This is a genomic window from Butyrivibrio sp. INlla14, from assembly GCF_900102515.1.
Classification (GTDB): domain Bacteria; phylum Bacillota; class Clostridia; order Lachnospirales; family Lachnospiraceae; genus Butyrivibrio.
The window spans coordinates 1-16,612 of sequence record NZ_FMVS01000029.1 but is presented as its reverse complement, the minus strand read 5'-3'; the positions used below and the strand labels follow the sequence as shown (position 1 = coordinate 16,612).

17 protein-coding genes are annotated in these 16,612 nt (G+C 39.0%); 4 read left to right on the top strand and 13 right to left on the bottom strand.

The window, feature by feature from the left end; all coding sequences use genetic code 11:
* The first annotated feature begins 4 nt into the window (after window positions 1–4).
* Window positions 5–1,123 carry an NAD/NADP octopine/nopaline dehydrogenase family protein gene (locus BLO53_RS15795; RefSeq protein WP_092063752.1) on the top strand — a complete coding sequence of 373 codons (1,119 nt, stop codon included), beginning with the start codon at window positions 5–7 and terminating at the stop codon, window positions 1,121–1,123.
* A 14-nt stretch (window positions 1,124–1,137) separates the two neighbouring features.
* The gene (locus BLO53_RS15790; protein WP_092063749.1) at window positions 1,138–2,220 is read left to right on the top strand and encodes a sugar-transfer associated ATP-grasp domain-containing protein; all 1,083 of its coding nucleotides are present in this window, start codon (window positions 1,138–1,140) and stop codon (window positions 2,218–2,220) included.
* 10 nt (window positions 2,221–2,230) lie between these two features.
* On the opposite strand, the gene BLO53_RS15785 is transcribed toward BLO53_RS15790, so the two are convergent.
* From BLO53_RS15785 to BLO53_RS15750, 8 genes are read right to left on the bottom strand one after another with little or no spacing between them, the layout of a single operon-like run.
* On the bottom strand, window positions 2,231–4,495 hold the full coding sequence (locus tag BLO53_RS15785; protein WP_143003261.1) for a CotH kinase family protein: 2,265 nt from the start codon (window positions 4,493–4,495) through the stop codon (window positions 2,231–2,233).
* Between the two features lie 4 nt (window positions 4,496–4,499).
* Entirely contained in the window at window positions 4,500–5,171 is a 672-nt protein-coding gene (locus BLO53_RS15780; protein WP_092063743.1) for a DUF4956 domain-containing protein, read from the bottom strand.
* 9 nt (window positions 5,172–5,180) lie between these two features.
* On the bottom strand, window positions 5,181–5,876 hold the full coding sequence (locus BLO53_RS15775; RefSeq protein ID WP_092063739.1) for a polyphosphate polymerase domain-containing protein: 696 nt from the start codon (window positions 5,874–5,876) through the stop codon (window positions 5,181–5,183).
* Between the two features lie 13 nt (window positions 5,877–5,889).
* Window positions 5,890–6,930 (bottom strand): glycosyltransferase, encoded by a 1,041-nt coding sequence (locus BLO53_RS15770; RefSeq protein WP_092063736.1) that lies wholly within the window; start codon window positions 6,928–6,930, stop codon window positions 5,890–5,892.
* Window positions 6,927–7,733 (bottom strand): sensor histidine kinase, encoded by an 807-nt coding sequence (locus BLO53_RS15765; RefSeq protein ID WP_092063733.1) that lies wholly within the window; start codon window positions 7,731–7,733, stop codon window positions 6,927–6,929. Before BLO53_RS15765 ends, BLO53_RS15770 begins: the two co-directional genes overlap by 4 nt.
* Window positions 7,734–7,754: 21 nt before the next feature.
* Window positions 7,755–8,444, bottom strand: coding sequence for a response regulator transcription factor (locus BLO53_RS15760; RefSeq protein WP_092063730.1), 690 nt, complete (start codon window positions 8,442–8,444; stop codon window positions 7,755–7,757).
* A 5-nt stretch (window positions 8,445–8,449) separates the two neighbouring features.
* Window positions 8,450–10,147, bottom strand: coding sequence for an ABC transporter ATP-binding protein (locus BLO53_RS15755; protein ID WP_092063727.1), 1,698 nt, complete (start codon window positions 10,145–10,147; stop codon window positions 8,450–8,452).
* Window positions 10,144–10,608, bottom strand: coding sequence for a lasso peptide biosynthesis B2 protein (locus BLO53_RS15750; protein ID WP_092063724.1), 465 nt, complete (start codon window positions 10,606–10,608; stop codon window positions 10,144–10,146). Before BLO53_RS15750 ends, BLO53_RS15755 begins: the two co-directional genes overlap by 4 nt.
* A gap of 119 nt (window positions 10,609–10,727) precedes the next feature.
* On the opposite strand from BLO53_RS15750, the gene BLO53_RS19325 reads away from it, so the two are divergent.
* A complete protein-coding gene (locus BLO53_RS19325; protein ID WP_176757323.1) occupies window positions 10,728–10,898 on the top strand; it encodes a hypothetical protein in 171 nt (56 codons plus the stop codon).
* A 41-nt stretch (window positions 10,899–10,939) separates the two neighbouring features.
* On the opposite strand, the gene BLO53_RS15745 is transcribed toward BLO53_RS19325, so the two are convergent.
* Genes BLO53_RS15745 through BLO53_RS15725 form a run of 5 tightly spaced genes read right to left on the bottom strand, consistent with a single transcriptional unit; the run spans window position 10,940 to window position 16,251 of the window.
* On the bottom strand, window positions 10,940–12,847 hold the full coding sequence (locus BLO53_RS15745) for an asparagine synthase-related protein (protein WP_092063721.1): 1,908 nt from the start codon (window positions 12,845–12,847) through the stop codon (window positions 10,940–10,942).
* Between the two features lie 15 nt (window positions 12,848–12,862).
* Complete coding sequence (locus BLO53_RS15740; protein ID WP_092063718.1) at window positions 12,863–13,774, bottom strand: HPr kinase/phosphorylase; 912 nt, start codon at window positions 13,772–13,774, stop codon at window positions 12,863–12,865.
* 14 nt (window positions 13,775–13,788) lie between these two features.
* Window positions 13,789–14,871 carry a CDP-glycerol glycerophosphotransferase family protein gene (locus tag BLO53_RS15735; RefSeq protein WP_092063715.1) on the bottom strand — a complete coding sequence of 361 codons (1,083 nt, stop codon included), beginning with the start codon at window positions 14,869–14,871 and terminating at the stop codon, window positions 13,789–13,791.
* A gap of 17 nt (window positions 14,872–14,888) precedes the next feature.
* Entirely contained in the window at window positions 14,889–16,052 is a 1,164-nt protein-coding gene (locus tag BLO53_RS15730) for a nucleotidyltransferase domain-containing protein (RefSeq protein WP_176757322.1), read from the bottom strand.
* Entirely contained in the window at window positions 16,045–16,251 is a 207-nt protein-coding gene (locus tag BLO53_RS15725; protein WP_092063709.1) for a hypothetical protein, read from the bottom strand. Before BLO53_RS15725 ends, BLO53_RS15730 begins: the two co-directional genes overlap by 8 nt.
* 172 nt (window positions 16,252–16,423) lie before the next feature.
* Between BLO53_RS15725 and BLO53_RS15720 the strand changes: the two genes are divergently transcribed.
* The coding region (locus tag BLO53_RS15720; protein ID WP_176757321.1) for a transposase at window positions 16,424–16,612 on the top strand (189 nt) is incomplete at its 3' end.

Here is a 16,612-nt window from a genome sequence, read left to right as displayed (position 1 = left end):
GCTAATGAATATCTGTATTGTTGGAGGGGGACATATTGGAACAACCCTCACATGTTATATAAAAAAACACAATCAAGCTGATAAAGTATCTCTTTTTACCAGAAGGCCCGAGAAATTCTCAAAAGTATTAAAGTGCAACGACTGGGAAGGAAACTTTTCCTTTGAAGTTGAACCTGACAATATTTCCGGGGACCCTTCTGTTGCCGCAAAAGATGCTGACATTGTATTTATCGCACTTCCGCATTTTGCCGTAGAAAAAGCATTTAAAGACATTGCTCCCTATGTTTCAGATAGCGCCTTAATAGGAGTTTTGCCAGGAGGAGGGGGCTGCGAATTTTTCTTTGGAAAGTATTTTACAAACTCCCAGACTCTCTTCGGATTCCAGCGAGTTCCTTTTACAGCAAAACTTGAAAAATACGGACAGGAAGCTAATTTAAAGAGCTGGAAGCCCTTTAGCGTCGTAGGAACCCAAAGGCCTGAAAGACTTGACTGGGCATGTGAACAGATAGAAGCATGCGGCCTAAAAACAAAGAAGGCCGCCAATTACTTATCAGTAGCCCTTACACCTACTAACCCTATACTCCACACTTCAAGAACTTATGAGATTTTTGGAAAATACACAAAAGACCATGTTTTTAGTGATAAATGTAAGTTCTATGTAGGTTGGACAGATGAAGCCTCTCATACGCTTCTAACCATGGATTCTGAATTGCACCAGATTCTTGATAAAATCGATGAACTGGATACCAGTGCCATAAGACCACTTACAGAGCACTACGAATCACCTACTGAAGAGGCCATGACTGCAAAAATTAACAGCATAGCTACATTCCAGTCGGTATATGCGCCTATGATAGAGGTTCCCGGAGGATTTTCTTCGGACACAACATCCCGTATGTTTACTGAAGATTTCCCATGGGGGCTTGCTATTATCAGATCCTATGCAGATATTATAGGAACGAAAGCACCTATGATGGATAAGCTTTTATCCTGGTACGCGGAATATATGGGATTAGAATGGTATGTTGATGGTAAATTTATAGGAAAAGATCTAAAAAGTACAGGAATTCCTCAGATTTATGGTGTCAATAACAGGAAGAAATTACTAAGTTATTATTTGTAATAGTAGGAGAAAAAATGGATCAGGAAATACTAACAAAAATAGAAGCTGTGGTAGATGCACCCACTTGTTACACAGAATCTGAAAGAAAGCCACGAGAAGTTAGACTGCAAGAGCTTACCGACTGGTATAACAAATACAATGATGTCAACGTATGCTATAACCTCTATGGAATGGACAGGGTAGAAACCACTAACTTAGATCAGTGGCTGGACAGAGGCATCTTCCTCAAACAGAGGCATGACGTAAATGCGACATATTACCCTGAAGGAAGTGCATTTCCCTATGACTATACCCTTTTCATGCGAGATAAACAGTCATTTGAAATGCTCATGAGATCTATTCACGGCAATACCAATGCATTTTGCAGATCCTATGGAATATTTGAAAATGGGAAGCTTTATAGTTTTTCCGAAGATGGGGGCAAAAAAGAAATCACGGCGGATATCTTTCTCAAAGATTTTTCGGAAAAAAACGTGGTTTTCAAAAGCACGTTTGGCTGCAGTGGTACGGGCGTAATGGTAGCAATGGTTCAGGATAATAAAATTATTTATGCCTCAAAAGTCTTTACTATAAAAGAGTTTTTGGACTCACTGTATAATCCAAGATCCAACTGGCTTATCCAGGCATTTATCACTCAGCATCCTACCATGAGCAAATTCAACGATACCTCCGTAAATACCATGAGAATTGTAACTTTCAATACTGGGAAAAGAGTTGTTATAACCACTGCAGCTTTAAGATTTGGTAAACATGGTAAGCTTGTTGATAACGGCGACATGGGAGGATTATTTACTGGTGTTAATGATAATGGAACCGTAAGAAATGATATGTTCAGCTTTACAGAAAAAAAGCGATATGAAAATCCCAATGCAGGTTTAAAAATCCCTTTCTGGAATGAAGCAAAAGAGCTTGTTATTAGTACTCACGAAAGAATACCGGAGCTTTTTACAATTGGCTGGGATGTAGCCATTACACCAGAAGGGCCTATGATAGTTGTAGGAAATGACGGATGGGATCCAAATCTTTCTCAAACGCCAGTTGGATACGGACTAAGAATAATCTGGGATAAACTAGTTAAGGAGCGGTCAGAATTCTGACCACTCCTTTTCATTTTTCTATATAATCATTTAAATAGCTTCGCAAATTATCGGGTCTTTCCTTGGCAAAAGTTCTCATGTTTTCTAACTTTGCAAGCCATCTTTGATAGGTATACAGATCCTTTTCAGAATAAGTATACTTTAATTTATTTTTTATCTTCTTTAGCCATCCATCCTGAGTATGCCATCTTGAAAAATGAGCTGGCATCTCAGAGTCGTATATTGCCTGAAGCTCATCAATCTGTGCAAGTACCTTCTCAGAAGAGAAGACAGTATCAAGACACTGATCAAATCTTTCAAAAAAATCTTCCTTAAACTTTTCATTCTGCATAAGTGCAATAATGATTTCTCTGTTATCGTCAAAGTTCAGATTAACTCCTTTAAGTATTTCCCTGTCATAATCCTCAGTCAGAACATACTCAACAGAATTAAACTCCGGATATAAAAAGGCATCATCGAGATCAAATAGAACCAGTCTCCACTTATTGTCCCCATATTTGTTACCTGGCTGCGCAGCCCTCCATATGCGGAAGTTATTGCCTGGCCAGTCGTCATTGCCATAATAAATCTCAGCAATGAAGTAATCCATAAAACTGGCCACATCAATCTTGTCTGCAACATAATCAAAGTTTTCCTGCACTGACAAATCATGGGTCTTAACATATTCAACAAGATCAAGATAGTCCTGAAGGTCCTGTAGCGTACCCTCTGAAATCTCAGGCACGTAAGGGTCTACACCAGTGTTAAGCTTAATTAGGCTTAAGTTTGATGGATCTATTCCGTAATGCCTATTAAAATAATCCGCTCCGTATGCTTCTCTAATATTATGTATTCCCCAGTATTCTCCATTTATGAAGAGTACTGCAGGCTCTGCTGCCTGATAGGTAACATTCATATTGTCGGCTACTATTGACTGAGCCAGAATGTCACTAAACATTGACTTGTTAAAATCAGTTCCGCCAGCTCTAAGGAGCAAACTATCAGTTCCTTCTGCGTCTTGTGTTACATTTGCCTGAGGAATAAGTTCAAACATATCTGCATCAAAGGTCTGGCCATTATCTGCCATTGTTACTTTTAATCCCTTGGCAGCGTTGGACCTGGAGGCAGCACCCATGATTTCTACTTCTACTTCATTATCTGCAAGTATCGCTCCACTACTGTCCATGATTTCAAGGTGTGCTTTTACCTTTTCTTCCGCATTATAATTTGCAGGTGGAAAGACAGTGTTTGTGCTCTCTTTGTTATATTTTTTCCAAATATAATAAGTCTCTCCAGGAACATAGATTCCATCACGCTCATCAAACATATCCCCAGGGTCAACAGTTAGCGAGACTATGTTTAAATCAGTTTCAGGAGAAATGTAATAAGTCTTTGTAGTAATCTCATCAGACATCGCCCAATTTTTCATAGTTCTTGCCCTTACTACAATTCCTTTATAGGAATAAGTGTTTTCCCAATAGTAATTCATTTCGTAATTAGGCGTCGTCTTGGTATTACCTAAAACATTTGGTTCATCACTTCTGTCATAGATATGTATTGGTCCGGAGTAGATACTGGAATCCTCGTCAGGTTCTGATCCATCAAGAGTATAAAAAATTAAAGTATCCTCATCTTCTGAAGTCAAAGTCAGATAAAAATCCGATGAATACACTCCGGATTCGTATGAAAACTCTGGTGGAGAAAGCTCATCATCAAGCCTCACCAGATAGGATATGGGCCTGGTATTATTAATCTTTTCAGGAGTTGCATTAGATAACACAGCCAGGGCCCCTGGCTCCTTGGCAGGTCTTCCAACAGATACTCCCGGGTCAACCGGAGCAGAAATATAAAGCTTATCAACGCAATCTCTGCCGTAGTACAGAGTAATAGTATCTGAAGAACTTATCATAAAATTCGTATGCATCTGACCGCTATCTGTCACTTTATCCTTGGCTGATGCCCATACTATAAGATATTCGCCAGGCTCCATCACATAGTTAGGGAAATACCACCTTCTGTTTGCTCCCTCGTGATCAGCAATAGACATGCCCCACAAATTAACTGGTTTATCCCCATAATTGTATAGTTCGATCCAGTCGCTGTTATCGCCATCCTCATCTCTATAGAGACCTAGACCTGAATACATAACTTCATTGATACAAAGAGTCTTTCCAGTATCATTTTGCGGGTAATTATCCAGATTTCTATATTCAGTTTTTATGCAGAGTATCATAACAGCAAATGCGATGATTGCCGCAAATATCCCCAATACCCTATAGAAATTACGGTGTTTCACCTGATTACCCCGCTATTTCGCCATTATAAGTAACAACATTTATCGCTGAAACACCTGCTATCTTTCTAAGTTCTTTTGTAAGCTGTGCTTCCTGTTCCTTCTTAAAAGTAACCTCATAGGTCATATCAATCTTTGAATCTGTAATATTCTTCATTTTAAGGGCACTTTTGGAGCAATGCTCATCTATTTTTCCTGAAACAAGATCAACGTCTACAGAAGCATCCCCATGAACAATAACAAGATAGGAAGTCACATCCATCACACCTCTGCTTAAGAAAAGAAGTACCAGTGCTATAATTATGCTTCCCAAAATAGCGATGGTATAAATTCCTGAACCGCAGGCTATACCTACAGCAATAGCCCAGAAAATAAACGCACTATCCTTGGCATCCTTGACAGCGGTCCTGAATCTGATGATAGAAAGAGCACCCACCATACCAAGTGAGAGAGCAAGGTTGCTTCCTATGATCATCATTACCATTGTAGTTATTATAGTTACCAGCAGTATTGTCACATTAAAATTCTTGGAATACATTACTCCAGAGTAGGTTTTCTTGTAGATAAAATAGATAAAGAAAGCCAGAAACACGGACATGATAAGTCCAATTGCTATCTCAGCAATGGAAATGTTAGTGTTATTTTCAAGTAAATAATAAAGAAGTTCCTTTTTGTTCATACTATCCCCCTATCCCAATAATTCTCTTGCCATGCAGTATTTACTTACTGACGAGTTAAGAATTCTTGCTGTACTTATTGCATTTTTTATATATTCCGGAAGCATTTGATCGTATTTAACCTCCAGGACCATCAATGGCCCTGTTATCACCGGAGTCATCAAAAGATTCGGGTCAAAGAGCCTGTCTGAAAATGCAGCTCTTATATTTTTGTCAAATGTAATTCTCACATTGTGCTCTGGATAAATAAATGCTTCCCTCTCATAATCAACGATAACCTTGGGAGTATAGGCATTATCCACCATGATATTCTTAGCCTTTTGGGCAACGCTTGCTTCAAACCCGTCAAGAACATCAAAATCCCCATCTATCATCTGCAAAGCCTCATCCCTTGTTATAGAAAGAGATTCCTTTTGCATATAAGAGTTAAACCTGTTTTTTACTTCTAATTTCACCTTATCTGAATCAGTATCATATATCCTGAGTCTTATCTTTTTCCTGTTCTCAAGTCCTGCTACTTTATTCATATAATCAATGTTATCCACAGAATCAAAGTACAGACTTCTGATAAAATACTCGCCCCTTGAACCCATATTGGGATCCGGCTCCATTATGTTCTGCAGCATTTGCCTGAGATAATAATATTCATAAAGGCTAATGTAGTACTTTAGTTCACTCCGGTATACGTTTAATAGTGTTTCGCCCATTGTCCACCCACCTCTATCTGTAATGCTTACTTAGAAATCTGTACATTCTATACACTGCATAAGCATTACCTGTAAGAGCAAAGGCCTTCACAAATATCTTCCTGGGTTCTAACCTGGCAAGCTTTAGAGCACTTCTGAACTTTTCATTATGACATATATTTCTGATCAGTCTGATTCTGGTAGCACGCTCCAAATTTTCATTGTTACTAATTTGTTTAAGATTATTAGTCACAAGTCTTACATATAAAGTACTAAACTTTGATATCTGTTTGCTATTATCAGCGTGCAATCTGCAATAATCCAAAGCATTATCATAAAAATATGTCACAGAATCAAAATATCCATCTACATATTTGGTAATAAGACTTCCAGCACTCCTGATATAGTAAACATAGTACATATTGTCATTTACAACAATCTTCTCTGCCTTTTTGAGCATCCTGACTGAGAAAATAATATCCTCATAGATTGGATACTCAGGCAAAAACTCAAGATTATTGTCATCAAGAAAGCTCCTTCGATATATCTTATTCCATGGGGCATTGAATACCTCGCGGTCTACCGCAAGCTGAAGATAGTCGTCAAAAAACTCCTCTCCGTTTCCCACAAATCCTCTTCCTAAGATATTGTCCTTGTGCTCTCCTGTATCCAGGTTGTGATACCAGAAACCAAACATCACAACATCTGCATTATGTTCTTCTGCCAGCCTGACATTATCTTCAACAAGACTTGGAATAATATCATCATCCACATCATAGAAATACACATAATCTCCCGAAGAAGCCTTTATACCTGCATTTCTCGCAGTGCTAAGTCCACCATTTGCCTTGTGAATAACTTTAAATCTACTATCCCCTTTAGCAAGTTCATCACACTTTAGTGGAGTCTTATCCGTACTTCCATCATCTACCAAAACAAACTCCAGATTTCCATAGGTTTGTTTCTTTAAATTATTGACACAATTATCTATATAGTTTTCGCCGTTATAAATCGGCACTATAATACTCACCTTTGAACCTATCAAAATGCTCTCCACCCTTTTATTACCGTTCATACAACTGGCAACTCTACAAAAAAGCAGCTACCCTCACCTAAGTTACTCTCGCACCAGACTCTGCCTCCATGCTGATCCACGATGCTCTTTACAATCGATAACCCCAGGCCACTACTGGTCTCTCCCTCCGGGGTTCTGGATTTACTCACTCTATAAGTTCTCTCAAAAATATGAGACACCTCTTCTTTTGGGATTCCCGCTCCAGTATCTCTTACAAAAAAGCGAACATTATCCCCATAGCGCCCCATACCAAGAGTAATATCGGATCCATCCTCCGAATATTTCCTGGCATTAGTAAAAAGATTATCCAGCACTCTGCTCATCTTGCCGATGTCAATAGAAACAAAGCTGTCATCATCCTCCGGAATCTCTAATAAAAGATTCCTTCCTGAATATCTTTCATCAATCTGAGCCGCAAAGAAATACTCCTCAAGGAACTGTCCTATGGGCACTCTTTGCAATTTAAGCTCCTCTCTTCCACTTTCGATACTGGTCAGGTAAAAAAGATCCTGAACAAGGACTTCTAGTGTCAATGCCCTGTTATCTATAAGTCTTAACATGTCAGAAAGGTCTTTAGATGAAACTGTTAGCCCTTCTTTTTCATCCTTGGCTTTCAGATAGTCTATGGCACTCCTTATAGCTGTAAGCGGTGCCCTTAGATCGTGAGATATATTTTCAAGCATAAGCTTTCTTTCAAGCTCAGCTTCTTTTAGCTTTGCGTTAGCCTCTAATAATTTTTTGGACAGCTCAGCCACAGTATCACTATCAACCTTAGGCTGTTCAAACCTTTTCTTGTCAGCCATAAATTTGTCACCTCATTATCATCAATGGCTTACCAGCTTGTATCCCTTAGACCATACAGTCTCGATAAGATTATCAACTCCTGTATTATCAAGGATCTTTTTGCGAAGTCTTGATACATTCACCATTACATTTCGCCTGTCAGTTTCTATATATGTTCCCCAGAGCTTTATTCCTATCTCTTCGAAGGTGATTTCTCTGTTGATGTTTTGAGCCAGGAATAGTATCAGCTCATACTCTTTGTTTGATATTATAATTTCATCATTTTGGAAAAAGAGCTTGTGCTTTTCCTTGTCTATAACAAAATCCCCAAGGATTATCAACATACTGCTACTCTTTTTGGATACTCTCTGAGTATTTCTCTTAATATTTGCAACTATCCTGACATACACTTCCCTTAAGCTGTAGGGCTTTTCAATGTAGTCATCCCCACCAGCTTCAAAGCCTTCTACCTTGTCATCCTCAGAAACCTTGCCCGACAGGAATAAAATGGGCACATTGGTAACATGCCTCATTTTCCTGCATAATTTAAACCCATCAATTTCAGGCATCATAACATCAAGAAGAATACAGTCAGGTTTATATTTTTCTACAATTTCAAGAGCCTTTGAAGCTTCTGAACAAATCTGCACCTTGCAATTTTTCTCTTCAAAGAATTTCTTATTAACTTCTAAAACTTCTAGGTCATCATCCACCATAAGAATTTTGTACATATCATTTACCCCGCGATAGCAGACATCTTCTTATCTACTATTTGAATCTCTCTGTCACAATACTGGAGCACTGACCTTCTGTGCGTTATCAAAAGACAGGTCGGAGAAGGATTCCACTTTCTGATTCCTTCCAAAACCCTAAGCTCTGTACTCTCATCAAGGGATGAAGTAGCCTCATCAAGAATAAGGAATGGGGCCTTTTTAACAAGCGCTCTGGCTATGGCAATTCTCTGAGCCTGGCCTTCAGATATTCCTACTCCCTTTTCACCAATGATGGTATCTATGCCTTTGGGGAACTCCTTGATAAAGTCATAGGCTGCCGCACTCTCAAGCGCTTCAACTATTTCCTCATCCGTTGCGTCCTTTTTACCCATGCGGATGTTATCTCTGATACTGCCACTAAAAAGCGTATTACCCTGTGGTACATAGGCGATAAACTGTCTGGCATCAGGACTGGCCTCAATGCTTTCGCCCTTTTCATTGTAGAATTCAATATTCCCCTTCATCTTGTCAGTAAATGCCATGATGAGCCTTACAAGTGTTGTCTTACCAATTCCTGATTTACCAACTATTGCCGTAAATTCTCCAGGCTTAAAGTCGATACTTGCATCTTCAAATACAAGCTCCTCTGTGTATCCAAAAGAAATTGTTTCTACCTTAACGCCTATCTTTTCAGGTGTTATAGACTTGCCCAGATACTTCTCCTTGGGGAGATCTTGAAGTTCAATGATTCGTCCTGCAGACGCAAGCATTGAGATGATTTTTGGTATAAGTTGAGCAAGGCTCACAATAGGAGCCTGTATCCTGTTTACAAGCTGGAGGAAAACTGTCATAGTTCCGTAAGTGATAGTCTTGTTAGCTATGCATATAGCACCCCATGCAAAGGCTACAATATATCCCAGCTGAAATGACAATCCCATAGCAGCTGATGCATACATATTTGTCCTATTCCTCTTAAACACCCAATAGATTCGTTCATCTCTTAGCTGAGTAAGTCTCTGCTCTGAATAATCCTCAAGACAGAAAGACTTCTCGATCAGGATATTTGCAAGACTCTCCTGCATAAATGAGCGGTACTTGGACTCAGTCTGCTGAACCTTTACTGTAAGGTACTTGAGTTTTCTTCCAAGCCAGAAGCTGGCAATCATGGCTATTGGCGCCACCAGCAGTGCAAAAAGGGCAAGTCTAATATCATAATAGGCCAATGTGCAGAAGGTTACTAACAGCTCCACCACTAGCCTTAATATGGTTGGAATTGTATTGGCGATACCATCAGACACAGCGCTTACGTCACTTGTAAGTCTGGTCATCAGATCCCCTGTATGATACTTGGAAATATCAATCCAGCAGGTATCAAGAATTCTCCTGTATACCTTCTTTCTTATTCCAAACCCAAACTTTTCGTATACAACTACTGCCATAAGGCTACTTATGATGCCCATCAACTGGCTTCCCAGGATTACAGCAACATATATGATTATGATTTTCCACAATCCGGAAAGGTCGCCGATAGAAGCCTTATCTATCAGCTTTTTTCCTATGATGGCCATACCAACTGACAAAAATGTTCCAAGAAAATCAAATCCCATAAGAAGCGCCAATTGAGGGAAATATGGCTTGGTGTAATTTAAACACCACTTCAAATATTCGATTGCATCCCCACGTCTATTCCAATAATGCTTAAGTTTATCAATCTTACTCATCTTTTCTTACTGATCCTTGATCTAAACTTATCTACTACAGCATAGCCATCTGCTACGCCATTACCACCAGTTACAAATACTTTTCCAACTCTTATCCAGGAATGGGCTACCATCTTGTGGTTTCCATCTTCCTTGACTCCAAGATACATAGTGGACTCTATTCCCTTTTCTGCAAGAAGCTTCTGGGCCGTGAGCGCTCTTACAAGGCACTTACTCTCCCATCTAGTCTTACTGCAGACCTGATTTACAGCGTAGGAGACTTTCTTGCAGTAGCGGTATTCATCCATTGAAACATCTTCTGCAGATTCCTCTCCTTCAATGCCCCACTTTTTATTTAGTTTCCTGGTATCCTCATACAACATCTGAAATCTGTAATATGCAGATAAAACCCAGGCTTTAAGAGTCACACTTTTATGTTCGTTGTATCTAAGGAATCTATATCCTCTTCCTATGATGCCCATATCTCTCCTATTATAGTTCACTTCAATACATTAAAAGGTTACAGTTTTGTTAGATTTCTTTACACTTACGGTCTTGCTTGCTATCTTTATGCCATAGACAGCAAAGGAGGGCAAAATGTATGAAAACTTGGAACAGTGCTGAGATTGTAGAACTTGCACTCAACCAGACCGCTGGTGGAAGCTTCGACATCACGACCCATGATGGAAAAATCGTGTACACTACACTTGCGAATGGACGTCAAGTTCCTTCAGAGCAGTATGCTTATGTAAGCGGTGAACAGCACGCCTGATGTAGTCGGGGGAAAGATCAACTTCTATGAAGTTGATCTTTTTATTTTTGATTTTTTTCCAAAAAAAGGTTGCATGACACAACTTTTATCTGCCAGTCTATATTTCTTCCCCTGTTTTCCTTTAGTTTTTCTACTATCTTGTCTTTATAATAATATTTCTCAATCTTGTCTGTTATTTTCTCCCAAGGCTCCTTCCCATCTGGAAATGCATATTTTTCCATTCTGAGTGCAGCATCCTGACTTTGTCTTCCACGACGTATAACTTCGCACCTTATCTTGTCAGGCAAATAATCTTTCAGATATTCTCTGACAAGCCTTCTCTCTACTCCATCTGACGCAAAGCATTTGTATGGAAGCCTGAGGCATAGTTCAAGCATCCTCTTATCAGCAGAAGGATCTCTTATAACAATTCCATGGTATAACCCATATTTAGTACATTCCACTCCCATATGCTGCATATAGTACGGATTTATCACAAAATGTTTCTTCTCGGCACTACTTTTAAAGGCTCCTCCACCTTCAGATAAAAGTTTCTCCCAGGTCTTTGTGGAATCATACTCCCGCAAATCGATTTCTTTTAGGCAATCATCCTTAAGGCAAACGGAGAAATCAGTTTTTTTCCTGCTATCACTGCACATATGCAGAAAGTGTTTCATATACTTTTTTCTGCTAAAATGCATTTTTTTGGCATAGCCCATAAGCTCATTTATTCCCGAGATCGGATGTCCGCTTACAATATCTTTGTAAGCTGTTTCTTCCATGCTTCCATAGGAAATAGTGTAATTTCCCCAAAAGCCCCCCATGACTACCTTGCAACCCTTTTCCCTAGCCTCTTTATAGGCACTATTTATCCAGACATCGTTCACAAAGGCCTTCCCAGGCATCTCCATGAAATCAACAAGATCTTCAAGATAAGTCCAGGTACTGATTCCTTCACAATCCAGAAACTCAGGCCTTATATTAGGGTACATTTTGCAAAGCTCTAATACCAAATGGCTTTCGTCATCAATCCAATATACACTTTTGTTCTCTTTGGACTGTCTGAACTCTTCTAAAGGAATAGAAGTATAGCTAAAAAGATCCTTACCTGTTCTTGCAAGTTCAGTCGCAGCAACACTTGCAACAGATGTGGAATCCAGGCCGCCGCTTAGAAGTACTCCAACCTCGCCATCTGTCCTGATGGCATCTCTTACAGCACTTATGTGTGTCGTCAGAAATTCTTGTCTGTACTGGCTATCCGTGCGCTTATTGTCCTGGCTGATATTGCCTAAGGGATCCCAATAACGCCTTGTAGTAGCAAGTAATCCCTGACCCATATCCTTAACAGTTATCCCACTTCCATATGGGACAATATACACCCCTTCAAAGGGAGTAAGGCTCTCATGTATAAATGCAAAAGAGAAGATTGATTGCTCACAAGCCCACATCCATTTTTCACAGATTTCTATATCAGGAAGAGCACCTGTTATAGATGTGGTCAGTGTTGAAAAATAAACCCTGCTGCCTCTTATATGATAGTGAATACATCTTGAGGCAGTGTGGTCGGTATAAAGGTGGAACTCTCTTTGGATGCTGTCATACACAGCAAAAGAAAAAAGACCTAAGACATGTTCCCCAAAATCCTCTCCCCATTTCTGATAGGCTAAAAACAAAAGCTTCCCATCTGGCATTTGACTATTTGCCGCCTGCCCCAGCTCTTTTAGCAGATCATCTCTCCCATCTAAAATGCAATCAGCAGTATAATAAATCCCTTTATCGCAGTAAGGAAGTTCCTCACTATAAGACTCTTTTGTTATATACTGAAGGCCACAGGCCATGTAAATGCAGCCTTCCAGCAGCTGATCAGTCTTATCTATCCTATATTTTTTTGTACACCTGCTCATTTTCTCAGGCAGATCTTTTTCTATAGCATCCCCTGAAAAGTCTATGCATCCCCAAATTGCTGACATGAAAATCCCCTAATTTCAGATAACCTTTTCATCAATATATTCAATAATTCTACCCAGAGTATTGCTCCTATTGTTGCGGATTATCTTGTGGATTTCAATTTCATTGGCCAGGCCAACACATCTTAGAAGATCATCTGCTTCACATCTGAAATAATTATCGAATAGAAATTTTACAAACAATGAGTCTGTTAATACCTTGATTTTCTCAGATCCGTCTATTTTCATAGTCTTTAATTCATAAGACTCTTCGGCATCTCCATTTTCTCCGGTAAATTCCACTCTGAAAAGATAGTCTGCCTTACTCTTTTTGTCGTAAAAAATATCTGTTCTTGGTATCTCATACTTATTATTGTCATAGCTTATTTGCTTAAGCTTTTTTGCATCAAATTCATTTTTCGCAACCTGGTCCAGACAGAGTTTCTGTGCCGGAAATGCCGGATAAGAATAAAAATCCCCGTCTTCTGAGACAATCCCAGTCAGATCATCAGCTATCAGCATAGCTCCCTTTTTTATAAGTTCTGTAGACAAGGTTGACTTGCCAGCCCCGCTGTTTCCTGCAATGATAATAGTTTTCCCTTTATATCTAAGGCATGCGCCATGAATCATTATCATTTTCCTAAACCATAGCAAAATAGAAAGACACATTCCCGGAAGGAACTGCGCAGCCTCATCAACAGTGCCACCATACTCAATGAAATTAATCTTTCTGTCATCATGTATCCAAAAAATTCCAACCTGATTTCTGAACCATTTATCATGAAATCTATCAAGACTCCAGATGCCATCTTTAACTTTTGTCATTATTTCTTCTGACATACCATGTTCGATCTCTATATCAGCTTCCCCGTTGGGCATGTCTATACTGACAAACTGCGGAAATTTGTAATCAGAGGCAAGAGTTAAGCCATAAATTTTGTAATAGTACATTCTTTTATTTCCTTCTAGATAGTTTCAAGAATCTTTTTATAGACTCTTTCGCAATTATTCTTGTCATGGTAAAAAAAGAACTCTTTTGTCCGATTTAGATACTCATCTTCCATAGCGCAATTATTATCAATACACTTCTCAAGTTCGTAGATAAACGCCTCGTAACTAGTCACTACTGGTCCTAACCCATTTTCCTTGTAGCTAAATCCACATAAGTCGACATATGGATTATTCTTATAGTATCTGCCGTCATCGAACTGATAATAAATAACTGGTTTATTAAGATAGGCAAAGTCATAGATACATGAGGAATAGTCTGTAATAAAGATTGCTGCCTCTTTGTATAATTCTCTATATGACTTCGTGTAAATGCTGCAGTTATGCGATACTGGAAGCAGTTCCTTAAATCTCTCCATCTCCGGATGAATCTTTATGCAGAGCTTATATCCCCTTTTAGCTAATTCATCTAGTAATTTCTCATCCGTCATAATACGAGCAAGCTCTGAATAATAATAGGATTTTTTAAACTCTTCCTCTGTACTTCCAGCCAGTTCAGCACGCCAGGTAAACGCAATAATTACGAGTTTCTTAGCTTCATTCTCTAACAAGTCAAATCTTGGAAGACCTAAATTCCAGATGTGATCATCAGAAATAATATAATCATTTCTGCATCTGTTTAAACTTTCTTGTCTACTAGAACACAGAATATAAAAATTCTTGTGGCAGGCAGGTTCTATCATTTTAGCGATAGATTTTTCTGCTACTCCATGCTGCAAAAAAATCTGCGGAGTCTCCGAATGTGACTCCATATGGATCAGCTGCGAGCTAATATGGCAATCACTTATGCACAAAAGCATTTTGTACTTAAGTGATCCATAATCTACAACCTTACCAATTTCCTTCATCCTGACATAATCAGGACTGTCCTTGCTGATTGCAAATACCGAATTCACCGGCTTATCCTGCAAATATCTGAAAAAGGCTTCTCCATTATCTCCAGCAGTTTTTTCCCTGTCACTTACAAGCCAAATATGTTTTCGAAAAAAAAGTCTTCCCACTCCCCTTATTGAATGAAATACTACCCTCTTAAGAAACATAATCTCCCCCACAAAAATTACTTTCTAAAATTCAAATTCAATCTATGGTAAATATCCAGCATTTTCTCAACATTGTCTTTGTCCGTACTTTCAAGTTGTTGCCTGTGTTCCCTTGAAGTCTTACTACTTACCCCGCAAACACCTCTTACAGCCCATGCTATCGGAAGTAAAAAGGGCGCTTTATTTAACCATGTATACTTTTCCTTCATAAATTTGATGGATGGAAAATAATAATGGACTTTAATATTTCTATTGCCAGCAACGGTTTCTTTTGCAAGCTGCCCCCATACTCCGTTTTCTCCCTTGCCATAGATACCGCTGTCCAGCATATAAGCAAAAAGATTTTCATAAAACTCAGGACAATCTCTGCTGTCGAGCCAGATAAATGCAAGTTCTCGCATTTCCCTTTCAAAGTCCCTGATCCCGCACTTTTCCAGTTCCTTATCAAGGTACTCTTTATCCATCTGCTCTCCATATTTATTCACATAAATATAGATATCCATCAGATTTCTGATACCACACCCGGTTTCAAAGAAATGCTTGGCCATATGTGCGATCAGATATACATAGAAATCTTCATGACTAAACTCATAGGTATACTTTTTTCCATCTATGCGTCTTGCTCTAAAGTCATTAAAATATAAATGCTGGCTATGACCTACACTTTCATCAAAAAGACACCAGTGCACTTCTACATAAAGATCATTCCCCTTGGTGAATATCATGTGATGCTTGATTATGCCATGATTTTTATAGCCAAGCTTCTCCATAACCTTAGCAGCCTTATCCAATGATTCATCATAGATAACAAGGTCTATGTCGCTCATTTCTCTTATCTCAGGCGATGGATAGTCTCTTTTTATGATTGCCCCTTTTAACACCTGATGGCGAATACCTGCTGCCTCAAGGGCATTGGTTATCTCAGTAAATGCCCCCATCTGCATAAAGGTCCTGAAAGTACTCAGCTTAAGTGCCTGCCTGATGGTATCAGCATGTTCTTCATCTATGTCCAGCTTAATAAGCGAGCTAAATATCGGATAGCTGATTTGTCCAGTCTTAGCATAGCTCAGTAAATCATTAAGACTAACCTTTTCTGGAATTGGAGCAGGTTTTCTCTTTTCCAGACATGCCCTGATAAGTTCTGCGTAATAAAGTCTGATATCAACTAATGTCTCAGCCATCTGTATTGTCCTCATTTTCCTGCGATACTTCTTCGTCACTATTTTCTTCTAAACTATTCATTTCTTCATAGGCCTGCTCATCAGGATTTTCCTCTAAAGCCTGTTCCTCATACTGCTGCACATATGCCATATCACCGCCCTTTTGAGCCAGTTCCCTGGTATATTGCATAATATAATCTGCCCTGTTTTCAAAGAACATATAAATATTATCCTGAATTATTCACGGCTTAATTACAAAGCCGCATAGTTACTGCATTTAAACTGCATATTGCTTTCACCCAATAAGTGAAACCTAAGGGTATTAATAAAGCCCCAATTCTGTTACAATTTTAGGTGTCGAATCCAAAACCATAACAAAAAAGAGGCTTCATATGTATAGTTTAGATTACACAACCTTAGAAAGCAATAAGCGTTTTAAATTAAATTTTGATGGAGGCGATTTATCCTCCGATGCTGGTCTTCTCCTAATAAAGGAATTTATCAGCAAACTGCACTTTGACAAGCTGATTGACAGCATATTTCACACCAATGATTCTGCAAGTCACAGGACTCATAAGGAT

Coding starts and splice junctions, on each gene's coding strand:
- BLO53_RS15795 (WP_092063752.1), top strand. CDS start 5: ATGAATATCTGTATTGTTGGAGGGGGACATATTGGAACAACCCTCACA.
- BLO53_RS15790 (WP_092063749.1), top strand. CDS start 1,138: ATGGATCAGGAAATACTAACAAAAATAGAAGCTGTGGTAGATGCACCC.
- BLO53_RS15780 (WP_092063743.1), bottom strand. CDS start 5,171: ATGAACAAAAAGGAACTTCTTTATTATTTACTTGAAAATAACACTAAC.
- BLO53_RS15775 (WP_092063739.1), bottom strand. CDS start 5,876: ATGGGCGAAACACTATTAAACGTATACCGGAGTGAACTAAAGTACTAC.
- BLO53_RS15770 (WP_092063736.1), bottom strand. CDS start 6,930: ATGAACGGTAATAAAAGGGTGGAGAGCATTTTGATAGGTTCAAAGGTG.
- BLO53_RS15765 (WP_092063733.1), bottom strand. CDS start 7,733: ATGGCTGACAAGAAAAGGTTTGAACAGCCTAAGGTTGATAGTGATACT.
- BLO53_RS15760 (WP_092063730.1), bottom strand. CDS start 8,444: ATGTACAAAATTCTTATGGTGGATGATGACCTAGAAGTTTTAGAAGTT.
- BLO53_RS15755 (WP_092063727.1), bottom strand. CDS start 10,147: ATGAGTAAGATTGATAAACTTAAGCATTATTGGAATAGACGTGGGGAT.
- BLO53_RS15750 (WP_092063724.1), bottom strand. CDS start 10,608: ATGGGCATCATAGGAAGAGGATATAGATTCCTTAGATACAACGAACAT.
- BLO53_RS19325 (WP_176757323.1), top strand. CDS start 10,728: ATGAAAACTTGGAACAGTGCTGAGATTGTAGAACTTGCACTCAACCAG.
- BLO53_RS15745 (WP_092063721.1), bottom strand. CDS start 12,847: ATGTCAGCAATTTGGGGATGCATAGACTTTTCAGGGGATGCTATAGAA.
- BLO53_RS15740 (WP_092063718.1), bottom strand. CDS start 13,774: ATGTACTATTACAAAATTTATGGCTTAACTCTTGCCTCTGATTACAAA.
- BLO53_RS15735 (WP_092063715.1), bottom strand. CDS start 14,871: ATGTTTCTTAAGAGGGTAGTATTTCATTCAATAAGGGGAGTGGGAAGA.
- BLO53_RS15730 (WP_176757322.1), bottom strand. CDS start 16,052: ATGGCTGAGACATTAGTTGATATCAGACTTTATTACGCAGAACTTATC.
- BLO53_RS15725 (WP_092063709.1), bottom strand. CDS start 16,251: ATGTTCTTTGAAAACAGGGCAGATTATATTATGCAATATACCAGGGAA.